Genomic DNA, 15,524 nt, shown 5'->3' with positions numbered 1-15,524 from the left:
CCTTTAATTCTCGCGCCTAACTCAGTAGTAGGTCTTGCCGTTAGCCAGCATGTCTTTCATGTTGTCGGTCAGCTCGTAGGCTTTGCCCAGGTGAGCGAACTTCGCGGAAGCATCGGCAATTGCCTGCATGCCAACAGTGTCCATCCAGCGGAAGATGCCGCCGCGGAAGGGCGGGAAACCTACGCCGTAGAGCAGTGCCAGATCGGCCTCAGAGGGCGTGCCGACAATGCCTTCTTCCACACAGCGGGCCATTTCGATGGCCATGGGCAGCATCATGCGCATGATGATGTCGTCCTTGTCGAATTCAGCGCGCTCGCCGCACACCGGCGCGATCAGGTCGTAGACTTCTTCGTTGACCACTTTCTTCGGCTTGCCGCGTTTATCGGTGACGTATTCGTACATGCCCTTGCCATTCTTCTGGCCGTAGCGGTCGTTCTCGAACAGTACCTCGGTGGCGCTCTTGAAGTCGGGCTGCATGCGGTCGGGGAAACCTTCTGCCATTACATTGGCTGCATGAACACCAGTGTCGATGCCAACGACATCCATCAGGTAGGCCGGGCCCATGGGCCAGCCCCAGCGTTCCATGACCTTGTCGATGGCCTGGAAGTCGGCTCCGTCACGCAGCAGCGCATTGAAGCCGCCGAAGTAGGGGAACAGCACCCGATTGACCAGGAATCCTGGGCAGTCGTTCACCACAACCGCTTTTTTACCCATCTTGTTGGCGTAAGCCACGGTGCGGGCGATCGCGTTGTCGGAGGTCTTTTCACCGCGAATCACCTCTACCAGGGGCATGGCGTGAACGGGGTTGAAGAAGTGCATGCCACAGAAGTTTTCCGGACGCTCCAGGTTTTCTGCCAGGCGAGTAATGGAAATGGTCGACGTGTTGGACGCGAGCACGGCGTCTTTATCGATTTCCTTCTCGGTTTCGGCCAGCACAATGCCTTTGACTTTTTCGTTCTCGACAACCGCTTCAACCACGATGTCTACGCCATCAAAGCCAGCGTAAGTCAGGGTGGGGTCGATGCTGTTGAGGATGTCGCCCATCTTGTCCGCGGTCATACGGCCTTTGGCCACGCGCTTGGCCAGCAGTTTGTTAGCTTCAGACAGGCCCAGGTCGAGGCCGTCCTGGTTGATGTCCTTCATCTTGATCGGGGTACCTTTCAGGGCACTCTGGTAGGCTATGCCGCCACCCATGATGCCCGCGCCCAGTACGGCGGCGTTCTCGATCTTTTTGTCGGCTTGCTTTTCCCAACCCTTGGCTACTTTGCCCAGCAGCTGGTCATTCAGGAATACACCGACCAGCGCAGCGGCGACCGGGGTGGTCGCCAGTTCGGCAAAGCCTTCGGCCTCTACGTCCAGCGCGTCTTCCAGGCTCATGCTGCGGGCCTGTTCGATGACGTCGACCACTTTCAGCGGCGCGGGGTAGTTCTTGCCCGCCTGCTGGCCCACCATGGACTTGATGGTGAAGAAACTCATCATGGCTTCGATGTCATTCAGGGGCAGTGGGCCGTGCTTCTGGGCGCGGCGGCCCTTGTAGTCCAGGCCGCCTTCGATGGCGTTATTCAGGGTAGTCAGCGCAACCTCGCGCAGCTGTTCAGGTGCAGCGACTGCGTCTACGGCCCCTGCTTTGAGCGCGGCGTCGGGGCGCTTGTCGGCACCGGTGGCCATCCACATAACAGCCTCGTCGACACCGATGATGCGCGGCAGGCGCACGGTACCGCCCCAGCCTGGTAAAATGCCCAGCTTGGTTTCCGGCAGGCCGACCTTGGCCGCAGTGCTCATGATGCGGAAGTCACAGGCCAGGCAGATTTCCAGACCACCGCCCATGGCGAAGCCATTAATGGCCACAGCTGAGGGGTAGGGCAGGGCAGCGAGGCGGTTGAAGTTGGCGTTGTTAATCCCGGTAAACGGTTTGATCTCTTCTTTGCTGGAGCCGAACAGCTGAACGAATTCAGTAATGTCGGCGCCGACGATGAAGACCGGCTTGCCGGAAGTCACGAGCAGGCCTTTGATGCCGCTTTCCGCTTCCAGGGCATCGAGGCCGGCGGTCAGGCTGGCCACGGTGGCCTGGTCGAATTTGTTGACGGATTCGCCCTGCAGGTCGAAGTTCAGCTCGACGATGTCGCCCTCGAGGCGTTTAATCGTGAGCTGGTCACTCTGGTAGATCATGTCAGTGTCCTGTCTCAGGTTGATGGGATGTTATTCGGGGCAGGGAGTGTAGCCGCTGCCGTGTGAAGGGGCCATAAGTGTAGTCGATGCCCGACATAAGTGGGGCGACTGGCACAGGGGCCACAGATTCGGGAGATGAAGTTTACAGCGATTACATTGCCCGGGTAAAGCCCCGGCTCAGGGGCTGAGGGCCACGGCGTTATCGAGGTCGATATAAACGCTGAGCAGCTCGCCCACCGCCAGATCGATGTCCGGACCGGTGCGGCAGGGAATGCGTTGATCTGCAGTCAGTGCCAGTTCATAGAGAATATGATCGCGGCCATCGGTGCGGTTCACGATTTCCAGCGGCAGCAGGGCGCCGCGGGTAATGGCGTTCGCGACAAATGGCGTCGCGGGCGCGCGGAACAGATTCAGTGGCGTGTCGTATTGAACGATGTGGCCCTGCTCCATCACCGCAATTCTATCGGCCATGGCAAAGGCCTCGCGCCGATCGTGGGTCACCATGAGTGCTGTGGTGCCGGTCTGTTTCAACAGGCGCCGTACCTGGCCGGCCAATTGTTCGCGCAGCTCGGTATCCAGGCTGGAGAATGGTTCGTCAAGTAGTAACAGCTCCGGGGCAGGGGCGAGCGCGCGGGCCAGGGCGACACGTTGCTGTTGGCCCCCGGAGAGTTCATGGGGATAGGCGCGGGCAAAGTCACCCATCTCTACCAGTTCGAGCAGTTCCTGAACCCTCGCGGCTTGCGCCTTGCGGTCCAGCCCGGTCAGGCCGAAGCCGACATTGCGGCGCACGCTCAGGTGGGGGAACAGTGCAAAATCCTGGAAGACCATGCCGACCTGGCGGTGCTCCGGCGGGGTCGTAGCCTGCGCGGAACTGATTTGGCGCTGGTGGAGCACAACCGAGCCGGCACTGACAGGCTCAAAGCCAGCGATGGCTCGAAGCAGTGAGGTTTTGCCGCAGCCTGATGCCCCCAGCAAACAGCCAAGCTCACCTCGGGCCAGCGTGAGAGAGGCCCCTTTCACGGCCTGAAACTGGCCGTAGTGCACATCGACGGCGTCAATCTGGAGTTGTTCAGTCGCCATCGCGTTGCATTCCTCGATTGAGCAGGATAACGGGGAGTAAGCCTAGCAGGACAATCGCCAGTGCGGGGGTGGCCGCATCGGCAAGGCGCTCGTCGGAGGCGAGTTCGTAGGTGCGCACCGCCAGGGTATTGAAGTTAAAGGGGCGCAGAATCAAGGTGGCTGGTAGCTCTTTCATGACGTCTACAAATACCAACAATAGCGCGGCCAGCATGCTGCCACGCAACACCGGTAAATGCACCCGGCGCATTACGCCGGCGCCATTGTGGCCCAGGGAACGAGCTGATTCATCCAGGCTGGGGCTGATCCGGCTGAGGCCGGATTCCACGCTCTGCAGCGACACGGAGAGGAAGCGCACCACGTAGGCAAACAGTAGAGCCGCCAGTGTGCCGCTCAACAGTAGCCCGGTTGAGATGTCGAAGGTGGCGCGCATAAACGTGTCGAGGCGATTATCGAACCAGGCCAGCGGGATCATCACACCAACGGCGATTACCGTGCCTGGAACGGCGTAGCCAATGGCGGCGGTGCGCACGGCAACAGTTTCCACGGGGCCGGGAAAGCGGCGCTTGCCGTACCCCAGCACCAACGCCGTGACCAGGCATAACAAACTGGCAGCAACTGCCACGGCCACACTGCTCAACGCGAGGCTTAGGAACGTGCTGTCCAGAGCGTCGCGCCAGGTGTTGACGACCCAGCCCAGCAGACGCCCTGCCGGCAGGGCAAATCCCAGCACCACCACTGATGCGGCAAAAACCGTGCAGCCCACGCCGCGCCAACCGGTGAGCGCAATACGCCTGGGGGCACGTTGTGCTGTCCGCTGGTGGTAGCGCAGTCGTGAACGCGACAAGCGCTCGAGGGCAAACAGCGCGAACACAAACAGCAACAGAAAGGACGCCAGCTGGGCCGCAGTAGTGAGTTCGCCCAGCCCGTACCAGGTGCGAAAAATGCCGGTGGTGAACGCGCTGACACCGAAATAATCCACCGTGCCGAAATCAGCCAGGGTTTCCATCAGGGCCAGGCTGATGCCCGCCGCAATTGCCGGCCTGGCCAACGGCAGGGCAACGGTGAACAGGGTTCCCCAGGGGCCCCGGCCGAGGCTGCGGCTCGCTTCCAGAACGGCTGTGGACTGTTCGCGGAAGGCGACCCGGGTCATCAGGTAAACGTAAGGGTAAAGTACCAGCGACAGCATGCAGATGGCGCCGCCCAAAGAGCGAATTTCGGGGAACCAGTAGTCGCCATAGCGCCAGCCAAAAACGTCGCGCAGTGCTGTCTGGACCGGGCCGGCGAAATCCAGCATGCCGGTATAGGTGTAGGCGATGATGTAGGCCGGCATGGCCATGGGTAGCAGCAGTGCCCAATTGAAGAAGCGTCGACCTGGGAATTCGCACATGGCCGTTAACCAGGCGCCAGACACCCCGAGCACGAAGGTGCCCAGTCCCACGCCGGCCATGAGTAGAAAGGAATTGCTGACATAGTCGCTGAGTACGGTGTCGCGCAGATGTTGCCAGACATCGCTATAGGGTTGCGCGAGGCTGGCGACAATGACCAGCACCGGCAGCGACAGCACCAGTGCCAGGCTCACCAGCACCAGGCGCCAGCCGAAGACGGCGCCGGTGTGGTGTGATTTGGGCAGACTTATTTCCAACCAGCGCGATCCATGGCCATGACTGCTGCGGCATTGCGCTCACCAAGTTCGGTCACATCCACCTGGTCGGCTTTGAACTCACCCCAGGATTCCAGCAGTTCACTGGCTTGCACACCTTCGCGAGCGGGGAATTCATTGTTGGTTTGTGCATACCAGGACTGGCTGTCTTCTGTGGTCAAAAACTCAATCAGGGCTATCGCCTGTGCCACGTTGTCGCTGGCGGCGGTCACGCCGGCACCACTGACATTGATGTGTGTGCCGCGGTCGTTCTGGTTGGGCCAGAAAATCGCCACCTTGGCGGCTGCCTCGCGCTGGGCGGTATCAGAGCCGTTAATCATGCCGCCGAAGTAATAGCTGTTCACGACAGCGACATCACACTGACCGGCGGCGACGGCTGCGATCTGATCGCGGTCACCGCCCTGGGGTGGGCGGGCAAAGTTGGGGACGAAGTTTTCCAGCCAGGCGGCAGTTTTGTCTGCGCCCTGGGTGGCGAGCATGCCTGCGACCAGTGACTGGTTGTAAATGTTGCCGGAGGAGCGGATACACACACGGCCCTTCCATTCGGGGGTGGCCAGTGCTTCGTAGGTACTCAGCTCGGAGGGCTGGACGCGATCTTTGGCGTAGACGATGGCGCGGGCGCGCACCGACAGACCATACCAGTAACCATCATCACTGCGCAGGTGCTCGGGAATAGCGGCATCGAGTTTTTCGGAGCTGATGGCTTGCAGCACACCGGCCTCCTCGGCGCGGTAAAGCCTGCCCGCATCGGTAGTGATCAGCACATCCGCAAGTGTATTGCGCCCCTCGTTCTTGAGGCGGGTCAGTAGCGCGTCACCTTTGCCGGTAACGAGATTGACCTTAATGCCGCTGGATTCGCTGAACTGGTCCAGCAGCGGCTTGATCAGCGCTTCCTTGCGCGCCGAGTAGACGTTGACATCGGCAAGTGTGGTGGCGCTGACGGCAAAGAGTAGGGCCCCGGCCAGCAGGCGGCGGGTGTTGCTGTACACATTCATAGTTTCCATCCGGTGGTCGCGGCGAATAGGGTGTCCGCCAGTTTATGGTTGTCGCCCTTGGACGCCGGCGATAGCACAGCGGCGCTGAGCCAGGGCTCGGTGGGGCGATTGCATGTGAGTGTACTGGATGACTTGTGGGCTAGTAAACAGGAATGATTCTCGATATCGAAAAGCAGGGCTGCTCCCTGCCCGACTCTCGCGCCGTGCAGGCAGGGGGAGGGCGTCAGTCGTAGACGATACGGTGCAACGTGGCGCCGTCAGTGTGTTCGAACTGGCGGCCGTATATATCCAGAGAAGTGATTTCCTCGTAGACCAGCTCGTCGCCGCTGACCTTCATGGTCATCTTGAATGCCGTCGTCTTTGCCTTCTCGAGCATAAACGGTGATTGCACAATGCCGAAGGTTTCGCTGCCCTGGGTTGCTGTCACGTCAAAAATGGTCTCTTCTCCCGCCTGCTGCAGCTCGCCGCCCGCCAGTACGCAAACCGCCCGGGGAATAGTCAGGGAGTGCATGATCATGCCGCTGCCGGGTTCATACATCCAGTGGCCGATCTGGTCGTGGAAAATCGTGCCCTTGTTACGCTTGCGCACCACCTGGTGGTACTTCACGCACACGAGGTTTTGTTCCTCGGCGTTTTCTGCTGCGCCCGCGGGCGTGAATACGATCTGGTCGTAATATGCGTGTTTGTCTTCGCCATCGGGTTCCGGTGCCACGTCCAAACCGCGGTCACCCCACCAGGTGCCGATCAGTTGGTGTAGCGGGCCATAATCTACGCCGTCAATAATAGTGCTCAATGGTGTCTCCTTATCTGGACGTCTTTCGTGTTTTCAAGCTTAGTACAGTCGTGTCGAATTGCCGGGTCTGGGCGGCACTTCAGGCCGGTTCGATAATCAGGGTCGGGATGCCCAGCGTGTGACTCTTGATCGTGGCGACCCGCGTGCCCGGTTTGCGACCGGTGCGTATTGGTGAGTGTGCCACTGTGCGCTCGTCTAGCGCGGCGATGGTCTGATCAATGTCGTGACACAGGTAGGTAATGCCCCAGAAGAAATCGCGCACCGGGGGCTCTTTCAGGTTCTGTATGACCTCCAGGGTCATTTTGCCGTGCCGGAAGAACAGCATGCGGCCGCCCCATTCGGGGACTTTCTGGTCCAGCGCCAGGCGCAGACCCAGTTGCTCGCCAAAGAGTGCGATACAGGCATCGGCATCGCGTGTTTGCAGGACCAGATGATCCACGGCGTAGATGCCGGTGGCAGAGTTGATCTGGCGATACTCGGGGTCACGGTGATGAGACGCCGCCATGGCTATAGACAGGGCGGCTGTATCCAGCGCCTGCTCGGTACCTACCGCCAGGTCGTCATCCAGCAGGTTGAGCCCGGCAATGCCGGGTTCGCCCGCAGTCTCTCTCAGGCAAATGTCGAGATTGGACAGTGACAGGCAGTTCCCCTGTGGGGCAATGCCTAGCAGTGATGTGTATTCGTTAAGGGCGGCGTCAGGTGAGGGTATATCGAGGTAGGCTCGGTCAAAAGCGGCGAACACGGCAGTCTCCAGGCAATATCAACAGCAGGGATGATACGCGGATGGCTGCCGCTGCCAAGGGTTAGTGTACTGTGCGCTCGGAAGGGATATCGAAATCCAGGCGGATTTGTTCTGCTTCCTGTTCTTCGCTCAGGCGCGAGTGGACGTGCTGTTCCAGGTGTTGGAACAGACTCTCCATAAGCTGCAGGGTTTTGCCGATTTGCTCCAGGGCAATCAGCACGGCCTCGTCGGCGTGGTGGTTTTTCTCGGGTTTCATGACTGCACTCCTGTTTTTGCTCACAGTGACAGTCTGAGGGAGCGAGCGCTATTGGCGAATGGCGCTGGGCGCCATGCGCATGGCTTCAGACGACAGCGCGCTCAGTGGATAATACGGTCGCCTTGCATATCAGCCGCCAGTTCCCGGGACTGCTCTGCGGCAGCCTCCTGCTGATGGACGTAGTTGCGCAGTCTGTTCACCACGCTGGTCATCACTTCGATGGTCTGGCTGATCTGGTCCAGTGCCATCAGTATGGTCTCGGTTTCCGTTGGCCTGTCGTTATCTGACATGGAAAGTCCTCGCTTTTCGCCGTACCACTGTTGGTGCCATCCAGCCGCCCCAGGTACAACAGGGGCGGCCGGCTGGGCTTGGTTCATCGGTAACTCGCCAATATCAGCCGGAATTAATCCCAGCTTAGCGCGCCGCCGGTCTGATATTCGATCACTCGTGTCTCGAAGAAATTCTTCTCCTTGCGCAAGTCCATAATTTCGCTCATCCAGGGGAACGGATTCTGGGCGCCGACAAACTGCTCGGGCAGGCCGAGCTGCGACAGGCGCCGGTTGGCGATGAAGTGGAGGTACTCCTCCATAATCGCTGCGTTCATGCCCAGTACGCCGCGCGGCATGGTATCCCGGGCGTATTGAATTTCGAGTTCGGTGCCCTCGAGAATCATCTGTACGACTTCGTCCTGGAAAGACTCGCTCCACAACTGTGGGTTCTCCAGCTTGATCTGGTTAATCACATCAATGCCGAAGTTCAGGTGCATGGATTCGTCGCGCAGGATGTACTGGAACTGCTCGGCGACGCCGGTCATCTTATTGCGGCGGCCCATGGACAGAATCTGGGTAAAGCCACAGTAGAAGAAGATGCCTTCAGTTACCGCATAGAAGCCAATCAGGTTGCGCAGTAATTCCTGATCAGTCTCCAGGGTGCCGGTAGTAAATGTCGGATCGCTAAGGCTGTGCGTGTGGCTCAGGCTCCAGGAGGCCTTGGCGGCAACGGACGGAACCTCGCGATACATATTGAAGATTTCACCTTCGTCCATACCCAGTGACTCAATACAGTACTGGTAGGCGTGAGTGTGAATGGCTTCCTCAAAGGCCTGGCGCAGCAGGTACTGGCGGCATTCGGGGTTGGTGATCAGGCGATAAATGGCCAGCACCAGATTGTTGGCCACCAGCGAGTCTGCGGTTGAGAAGTAGCCCAGTGAGCGCATCACGATGCGGCGCTCATCCTCGGTGAGGCCATCGGCACTCTTCCAGGTGGCGACATCCGCCGTCATGTTAATTTCCTGGGGCATCCAGTGATTGGCGCAGCCATCCAGGTATTTCTGCCAGGCCCAGTCGTACTTGAAGGGCACCAACTGATTGAGATCAGCGCGGCAGTTAATCATGGCTTTTTCGTCCACGGAAACACGGGAGGCGCCCATTTCCAGCTCTTCCAGACCAGGTGCCACATCGATATTGGCCACCGTCTCAGCTGCGCGTGCCACGGGATCGGCCGGCGCCGCCTTGGGTTCCTCGCGCTTCGGTGCTGCCACCGCCCCGGGTGGCATTTCCATTTCGGCTACCAGTGATTTGGGGGCCGCAGTCTCGGCCGCCGGCTGCGTCGCCATCTGCTCTTTGACAGGCTGTGGTGCAGTTTCGTCTTTGTGGTAGTCATCCCAACTCAGCATCTATTGTTGTCCCCTGGCTTTGGTTTCTGTTGTTGTCTGTATCACGCTGCCGACCATCTTACTGGCAGGCCTCGCAGTCCGGGTCATCCAGTGAGCAGGCTGCCGGTACAGGTGCCGGTGCTGCCGCTTCATTGGACACCGCGTTCAGTGCCCCGGTATCAATTGTGGATTTCTCGGTGCCGGTGGCCGCCAGCGAACGCAGGTAGTAAGTCGTTTTGAGACCGGAATACCAGGCCATGCGATAGGTGATATCGAGCTTCTTACCGTTGGCGTTATTGATGTACAGGTTGAGTGACTGGGCCTGGTCAATCCACTTCTGGCGACGGGAGGCAGAGTCAACCAGCCAGCGTGGGTCCACTTCAAAGGCGGTTGAGTAAATTGCCTTCAGGTCTGCCGGAATGCGGTCGATGGCCTGTACGGAACCGTCGTAGTACTTGAGGTCGTTGACCATCACTCCATCCCACAGACCCCGGGCTTTCAGGTCGTTGACCAGATAGGGGTTAACCACGGTGAACTCACCTGACAGGTTCGATTTCACGTACAGGTTTTGATAAGTGGGTTCGATGGACTGGGAGACACCGGTGATGTTGGCAATGGTCGCGGTGGGTGCAATTGCCATGACATTGGAGTTGCGCATGCCGTTCTGCTCCACTAGAGCGCGCAGTGTGGGCCAGTCCAGAGTCTGGTCACGATTCACCTGGATATATTGCTCGCCACGCTCTTCCACCAGCTTGTCGAGGGAGTCGATGGGGAAAATACCCTGGCTCCATAGTGAGCCCTCGTAGGAAGAGTAGGTGCCGCGCTCGGCTGCCAGTTCACTGGACGCCTCAATGGCGTAGTAGCTAATCGCTTCCATAGAGCGGTCGGCAAATTCCACGGCCTGCTCAGAGCCATAGGCGAGGTGTTGCTTGTACAGGGCATCCTGGAAACCCATAACACCCATGCCCACTGGGCGGTGTTTCATATTGGAATTACGCGCCGTATCTACCGAGTAGTAGTTGATGTCGATGACGTTATCGAGCATGCGCACGGCGGTGCGAATGGTCTTGCGCAGCTTGGCCTGGTCGAGGCCGTTGTCGCCAATATGCTGGGGCAGGTTAACGCTGCCGAGGTTGCACACGGCGATCTCGTCGGCGTTGGTGTTGAGGGTGATCTCGGTGCAAAGGTTGGATGAGTGCACCACGCCCACATGTTGCTGTGGCGAGCGGATGTTGCAGGGATCCTTGAAAGTCATCCACGGGTGGCCTGTTTCAAACAGCATGCCCAGCATCTTGCGCCACAGGTTCTCGGCTTTGACGGTCTTGTGCAGTTTGATCTCGCCCGCGGCGGCCATGGCTTCGTACTGGGAGTAGCGCTCTTCGAAGGCCTTGCCGTACAGGTCGTGCAGGTCGGGTACATCGCTGGGTGAGAACAGGGTCCAGTCCTCGTCGTTGAACACCCGCTTCATAAACAGGTCAGGAATCCAGTTGGCGGTATTCATGTCGTGGGTGCGGCGGCGATCGTCGCCGGTGTTCTTGCGCAGCTCGACGAATTCCTCAATGTCCATGTGCCAGGTTTCAAGGTAGGCGCACACTGCGCCCTTGCGCTTGCCGCCCTGGTTTACTGCCACTGCGGTGTCATTCACCACCTTGAGGAAGGGCACAATGCCCTGGCTCTTGCCATTGGTGCCCTTGATGTAGGCACCCAGTGAGCGCACCGGAGTCCAGTCGTTACCCAGGCCGCCGGCAAATTTGGACAGCATGGCGTTGTCCTGGATGGCGCCATAAATGCCGTGCAGGTCGTCCGGCACCGTGGTCAGGTAGCAGGACGACAGCTGCGGGCGCAGCGTACCCGCGTTGAACAGGGTCGGGGTGGAACTCATGTAGTCAAAGGATGACAGCAGCTCGTAGAACTCGATAGCGCGAGCGTTCTTGTCCGCTTCTTCGGTCGCCAGGCCCATGGCCACGCGCATGAAGAATACCTGTGGCAATTCGAAGCGTACTTCGTCGCTGTGGATAAAGTAGCGGTCGTACAGTGTCTGCAGGCCGAGATAAGTAAACTGTTTATCACGCTCGGGCAGAATGGCCTGGCCCAATAGCTCGAGATCAAAGTCGAGCAGATTCGGGGCAAGCAGCTCGAGCTCTACACCCTTGGCGATATACGCAGGCAGCGCTGCCGGATACAGGCGCGCCATGTCTGCGTGGGTGGCGCTGTCGGCGAGCCCCATAAAGGCCAGTGCTTCCGCGCGCAGGCTGTCTTCGAGCAGGCGGGCGGCCACATAGCTGTAGTTCGGGTCCTGCTCGATCATGGTCCGGGCGGTAATCACCAGCGATGTCGACAGTTCGTCGGCAGTCACACCGTCGTACAAGTTTTTCAGCGCCTCATCGAGGATGTCCGCTTCGCTGACATCGCTCAGGCCCTCACAGGCTTCGCTGACAATCGTATGCAGGCGATCGAGATCCAGAGGGATGCGGCTGCCGTCGGCCTGTACCACGCTGATGGCATTGGCCGCTTCCTGTGTTTCCTGGGACAGGGATGCCTTGGCCGCCCGCTTGCGGGCCTGCTCTTCGCGGTAGATTACATAGTCGCGGGCGATCTTGTGCTCGCCGGCGCGCATCAGCGACAGTTCTACCTGGTCTTGGATGTCTTCGATATGAATGGTGCCGCCGGAGGGCATGCGCCGTTTGAATGTCGCGGCGACCTGATCGGTCAGCTTGGCGACGGTTTCGTGAATGCGACTGGACGCCGCAGCAGTACCGCCTTCCACTGCGAGGAAGGCCTTGGTGATCGCAACGGCAATTTTACTGCCCTCGAAGGGAACCACCGTGCCATTGCGCTTGATGACGCGCAGCTGGCCGGGCGCTGTCGCCGCGATGCCGCCGCTGACGGGGGTGTCCTGGTCGGTGGGAGTAGCGCCGGTGCTGGTGCCGCTGGGATTGGTCTCTGTCTGCATATCTCTCCGATTCCTTGAGTGGCTTGCGCCTTATAGTTCTGATGTCAGGTACAGCGTTTCGGATATGGGGGGTGGCCGCCCTGGGAGGGCCTGTTAAGACAGCCCCCGGTCGGGTGGCGGGAAGTTCCCCTACATGTTTCGCAGCCGCTGGATATGCCTACCCCGGTCAGTGGGTGAGCACGGTTGCGATCTCCTAATTCTGTTCAGCGGTGTGTAGCGGTGGCTTCAAACTGCGCAAAAGGGTAACAATTGTGTTACATCCCGATGCTTTTCGATTGTTTTTTGGTCACCGGTTATCCCATATGTTGGGGTGTATCGCTGGAATGAATACAAGATAGTGCGCAGTGTCCGCTATTGCAAGGCATCAGCCTGGGTTTATGCTGTGGACAACTTGTTGATAGATGGCCAGGTGGGTGAGTGCTAACGCTAAAACCCAAGCCGATGGGGGGCTGGCGGCCAATGCAGCAGGTGATGGATTTTTTTCTTCTATAAAAAGGCAGGAATATACAGATTTGTTATTAAGCAGCGGGCCCTGTGGGGCAGGGCCCGTGCGGGGCCTTAGCGATTTGCCAGTAGCAGGGTTTCCATGAGCGCTTTCTGCGCGTGCAGGCGGTTTTCCGCCTCGTCCCAGATGACAGTATCCGCTGCGTCCATCAGCTCAGCGCTGATCTCTTCGCCGCGGTGTGCGGGCAGGCAGTGCATGTAGAGCGCGTCACTGGCGGCACGCGACATCAGCTCGGCATTGACCTGGTAGCCGGCAAAGGCAGCTTCGCGCTGCTTTTGCTCTTCTTCCTGGCCCATGGAGGCCCATACGTCCGTCACCACCAGGTCGGCGCCTTCGGCGGCGGCCTTGGGATCGCGAACTAGGCGCACGCGGTCACTGTTGGCCTCGAGCAGGTCGCTGCGCGGGTCATAGCCCTCGGGGCAGGCCAGGCGCAGTTCGAAATCGAATTGGCGCGCGGCGTTTATATAGCTCTGGGCCATGTTGTTGCCGTCGCCCACCCAGGTCACGGTTTTGCCCGCAATGCTGCCGCGGTGTTCAACGTATGTTTGGATGTCCGCCAACAGCTGGCAGGGGTGGAAGTCATCTGTCAGGGCATTGATAACCGGCACCGATGAGTTGGCGGCAAAGGTTTCGACAATGTCGTGGCCGAAGGTGCGGATCATGACGATGTCGACCATCGATGAGATAACGCGCCCGGAGTCTTCAATGGGTTCGCCGCGCCCCAACTGGGTGTCGGTGGGCGACAGGAACATCGCGTGTCCGCCGAGCTGGGCCATGCCGGCCTCAAAAGAGACGCGAGTGCGTGTGGATGACTTGGCGAAAATCATGCCCAGGACGTGGCCGGGGAAGGCGCGTTGGTCCTCGCCGTTGCGGTGGGCCTGTTTCATCTCGGTCGCCCGGGCAATGATGGAGTTCAATTCCGCAGGGCTGAAATCCAGAAGGGTCAGGAAGTGCTGTGTTGAAGCCATAGTTCTTTCCTTAAAAATTCGCGGTGTCGGCTACAGGCCAGCGATCAGATTGGCGACGCCCTGGGCCAGCTCGCGCGCTTCGTCTTCGCTGATGATCAGGGGGGGTAGCAGGCGCACGGTATTGCCGGCAGTGACGTTGATCAGCAGGCCAGCATCGAGCGCTGCCTTCACCAGCTCCGGGCAGTCACGGTCGAGTTGGAAGCCCAGCATAAGGCCGCGTCCACGGATGTCCTTGATACGCGGTGCCGCTGCCGGATCGGCGCTAATCGTGTCGCGAATGAGGGCGCTCATGCGCTCGACGTTGGCGAGAATGTCTTCGCCGTTAATGGCTTCAACCACCGCCAGGGCTGCAGCGCATACCAGCGGATTGCCGCCGTAGGTGGAACCGTGGTGGCCCGGACCGAATGTGTTTGCCGCCTCACCGCGGGCCAGGCAGGCGCCAATGGGGACGCCGTTACCCAGGCCCTTGGCCGTGGTCACGAGATCCGGGATGAACCCCATGCCCTGATAGGCAAACCAGGTGCCGGTGCGGCCGTTACCTGTCTGCACTTCGTCGAGCATCATCAGCCAGCCCTGGGCGTCGCAGATTTCGCGCACGCCGCGTAAATAGTCCTCGTCCAATGGGTTGACGCCGCCTTCGCCCTGAATCGGCTCAGCTAGAAACGCCACCACATCTGGGTTGTTGGCCGCGATCTGGCGAATGGCCTCAAGGTCATTGCGCGGAGCGCGCACAAAGCCGCTGACCAAAGGCTCGAAGCCGGCCTGGATCTGGCGGTTACCGGTGGCGCTCAGTGTGGCCAGGGTGCGGCCGTGAAAGGCTCCTTCCAGTACGATGATGGTGGGCTTTTCCACACCGCGGTTGTGGCCGTGCAGGCGGGCTATCTTGATCGCCGCCTCATTGGCCTCGGCGCCTGAGTTGCCAAAGAAACAGCGCTCCATGCCGGAGATCTCTGTCAGCCGCTCTGCCAGTGCCTCCTGTGGTCCGACCCCATAGAGGTTGGATGTGTGGACCAGTTTGCCGGCCTGATCCTGGATGGCGGCCGTCACGCTCGGGTGATTGTGACCCAGGCCGTTGACCGCAATACCGGAGATGCCGTCCAGGTATCGTCGCCCTTCAGTGTCGAAGAGATAAACACCCTCTCCGTGACTGAAAGTGACTGGTAACCTGGCATAAGTGGGCATCAACGCCGACATGGTGTGTTCTCCTTGTAATTCGCGGACCCCGTCCCCATTTCATGCGGTGGCCCAAACAAAAAAGGCAGCTTGGGCTGCCTTAGGGACCGAGCACTATAGACGCCGTCACTGCGCTTGTAAATCATCCGCAAAGCGCGTGGATATTTTGAGCGTGGAATAGGGTAGAATGCGCGGCCTTGATATCGTCGGCCCCACCGACCCCAGCTACAGGATTTGACATGGATACTATCGAAACTATCAAAGAACAGATCGGCAACAACCCCATTCTGCTTTACATGAAGGGCTCCCCGAACCAGCCCCAGTGTGGTTTCTCTGCGCGCACTGTGCAGGCGTTGATGCAGTGCGGTGAGCGCTTTGCTTACGTTGACGTGCTGTCCAACCCTGAGGTGCGCGCCGAACTGCCCAAGTACGCCAACTGGCCGACGTTTCCGCAGCTGTGGGTAGGTGGTGAGCTGATCGGCGGCTGCGATATCGTTACCGAGATGTTTGAATCAGGCGAACTGCAGACCCTGGTCAAGGAAACTGCAGCGGCGCAGCCGGCGGAGTAATCGGGCT

Annotated in this window: 13 protein-coding genes; 1 reads left to right on the top strand and 12 read right to left on the bottom strand. The window is 59.6% G+C overall.

Annotated elements, in window-relative coordinates; genetic code table 11:
• Positions 1-21 precede the first annotated feature (21 nt).
• From fadB to A3709_RS12865, 12 genes are all read right to left on the bottom strand, one after another.
• Positions 22-2,169, bottom strand: coding sequence for a fatty acid oxidation complex subunit alpha FadB (fadB, locus tag A3709_RS12920; RefSeq protein WP_066055149.1), 2,148 nt, complete (start codon positions 2,167-2,169; stop codon positions 22-24).
• Positions 2,170-2,346: 177 nt separating this feature from the next.
• The gene (locus A3709_RS12915) at positions 2,347-3,249 is read right to left on the bottom strand and encodes an ABC transporter ATP-binding protein (protein WP_066055147.1); all 903 of its coding nucleotides are present in this window, start codon (positions 3,247-3,249) and stop codon (positions 2,347-2,349) included.
• On the bottom strand, positions 3,239-4,891 hold the full coding sequence (locus A3709_RS12910; RefSeq protein WP_066055144.1) for an iron ABC transporter permease: 1,653 nt from the start codon (positions 4,889-4,891) through the stop codon (positions 3,239-3,241). The genes A3709_RS12915 and A3709_RS12910 overlap by 11 nt, the downstream gene beginning before the upstream one ends.
• Entirely contained in the window at positions 4,882-5,904 is a 1,023-nt protein-coding gene (locus A3709_RS12905; RefSeq protein WP_066055142.1) for a Fe(3+) ABC transporter substrate-binding protein, read from the bottom strand. The genes A3709_RS12910 and A3709_RS12905 overlap by 10 nt, the downstream gene beginning before the upstream one ends.
• Positions 5,905-6,127: 223 nt before the next feature.
• Entirely contained in the window at positions 6,128-6,697 is a 570-nt protein-coding gene (locus A3709_RS12900) for a heme-binding beta-barrel domain-containing protein (RefSeq protein ID WP_231871174.1), read from the bottom strand.
• 79 nt (positions 6,698-6,776) lie between these two features.
• Entirely contained in the window at positions 6,777-7,439 is a 663-nt protein-coding gene (locus A3709_RS12895) for a VOC family protein (RefSeq protein ID WP_066055139.1), read from the bottom strand.
• A gap of 61 nt (positions 7,440-7,500) precedes the next feature.
• Positions 7,501-7,695, bottom strand: a complete 195-nt coding sequence (locus A3709_RS12890) for a hypothetical protein (RefSeq protein ID WP_066055136.1) — start codon at positions 7,693-7,695, stop codon at positions 7,501-7,503.
• A gap of 101 nt (positions 7,696-7,796) precedes the next feature.
• Positions 7,797-7,985, bottom strand: a complete 189-nt coding sequence (locus A3709_RS12885) for a hypothetical protein (protein WP_066056154.1) — start codon at positions 7,983-7,985, stop codon at positions 7,797-7,799.
• 113 nt (positions 7,986-8,098) lie between these two features.
• Positions 8,099-9,370 carry a ribonucleotide-diphosphate reductase subunit beta gene (locus tag A3709_RS12880; protein ID WP_066055133.1) on the bottom strand — a complete coding sequence of 424 codons (1,272 nt, stop codon included), beginning with the start codon at positions 9,368-9,370 and terminating at the stop codon, positions 8,099-8,101.
• 58 nt (positions 9,371-9,428) lie between these two features.
• The gene (locus tag A3709_RS12875; protein ID WP_066055131.1) at positions 9,429-12,302 is read right to left on the bottom strand and encodes a ribonucleoside-diphosphate reductase subunit alpha; all 2,874 of its coding nucleotides are present in this window, start codon (positions 12,300-12,302) and stop codon (positions 9,429-9,431) included.
• 558 nt (positions 12,303-12,860) lie between these two features.
• Positions 12,861-13,775 carry an ornithine carbamoyltransferase gene (gene argF, locus A3709_RS12870; protein ID WP_066055128.1) on the bottom strand — a complete coding sequence of 305 codons (915 nt, stop codon included), beginning with the start codon at positions 13,773-13,775 and terminating at the stop codon, positions 12,861-12,863.
• Between the two features lie 30 nt (positions 13,776-13,805).
• On the bottom strand, positions 13,806-14,969 hold the full coding sequence (locus A3709_RS12865; protein WP_066055125.1) for an aspartate aminotransferase family protein: 1,164 nt from the start codon (positions 14,967-14,969) through the stop codon (positions 13,806-13,808).
• Positions 14,970-15,187: 218 nt separating this feature from the next.
• Here A3709_RS12865 and grxD point away from each other — a divergent pair, with 218 nt between their 5' ends.
• Entirely contained in the window at positions 15,188-15,517 is a 330-nt protein-coding gene (grxD, locus tag A3709_RS12860) for a Grx4 family monothiol glutaredoxin (protein WP_066055122.1), read from the top strand.
• Positions 15,518-15,524: the final 7 nt, after the last annotated feature.

Source organism: Halioglobus sp. HI00S01 (assembly GCF_001635445.1).
Lineage (GTDB): Bacteria > Pseudomonadota > Gammaproteobacteria > Pseudomonadales > Halieaceae > Halioglobus > Halioglobus japonicus.
The sequence above is the reverse complement of the archived record's forward strand: the minus strand, read 5'-3'. Positions and strand labels throughout refer to the sequence as shown.

Bases quoted from the DNA above. Each gene is read 5' to 3' on its own strand.
- fadB (WP_066055149.1), bottom strand. From the start codon at position 2,169: ATGATCTACCAGAGTGACCAGCTCACGATTAAACGCCTCGAGGGCGAC.
- A3709_RS12915 (WP_066055147.1), bottom strand. From the start codon at position 3,249: ATGGCGACTGAACAACTCCAGATTGACGCCGTCGATGTGCACTACGGC.
- A3709_RS12905 (WP_066055142.1), bottom strand. From the start codon at position 5,904: ATGAATGTGTACAGCAACACCCGCCGCCTGCTGGCCGGGGCCCTACTC.
- A3709_RS12890 (WP_066055136.1), bottom strand. From the start codon at position 7,695: ATGAAACCCGAGAAAAACCACCACGCCGACGAGGCCGTGCTGATTGCC.
- A3709_RS12885 (WP_066056154.1), bottom strand. From the start codon at position 7,985: ATGTCAGATAACGACAGGCCAACGGAAACCGAGACCATACTGATGGCA.
- A3709_RS12880 (WP_066055133.1), bottom strand. From the start codon at position 9,370: ATGCTGAGTTGGGATGACTACCACAAAGACGAAACTGCACCACAGCCT.
- A3709_RS12875 (WP_066055131.1), bottom strand. From the start codon at position 12,302: ATGCAGACAGAGACCAATCCCAGCGGCACCAGCACCGGCGCTACTCCC.
- argF (WP_066055128.1), bottom strand. From the start codon at position 13,775: ATGGCTTCAACACAGCACTTCCTGACCCTTCTGGATTTCAGCCCTGCG.
- A3709_RS12865 (WP_066055125.1), bottom strand. From the start codon at position 14,969: ATGTCGGCGTTGATGCCCACTTATGCCAGGTTACCAGTCACTTTCAGT.
- grxD (WP_066055122.1), top strand. From the start codon at position 15,188: ATGGATACTATCGAAACTATCAAAGAACAGATCGGCAACAACCCCATT.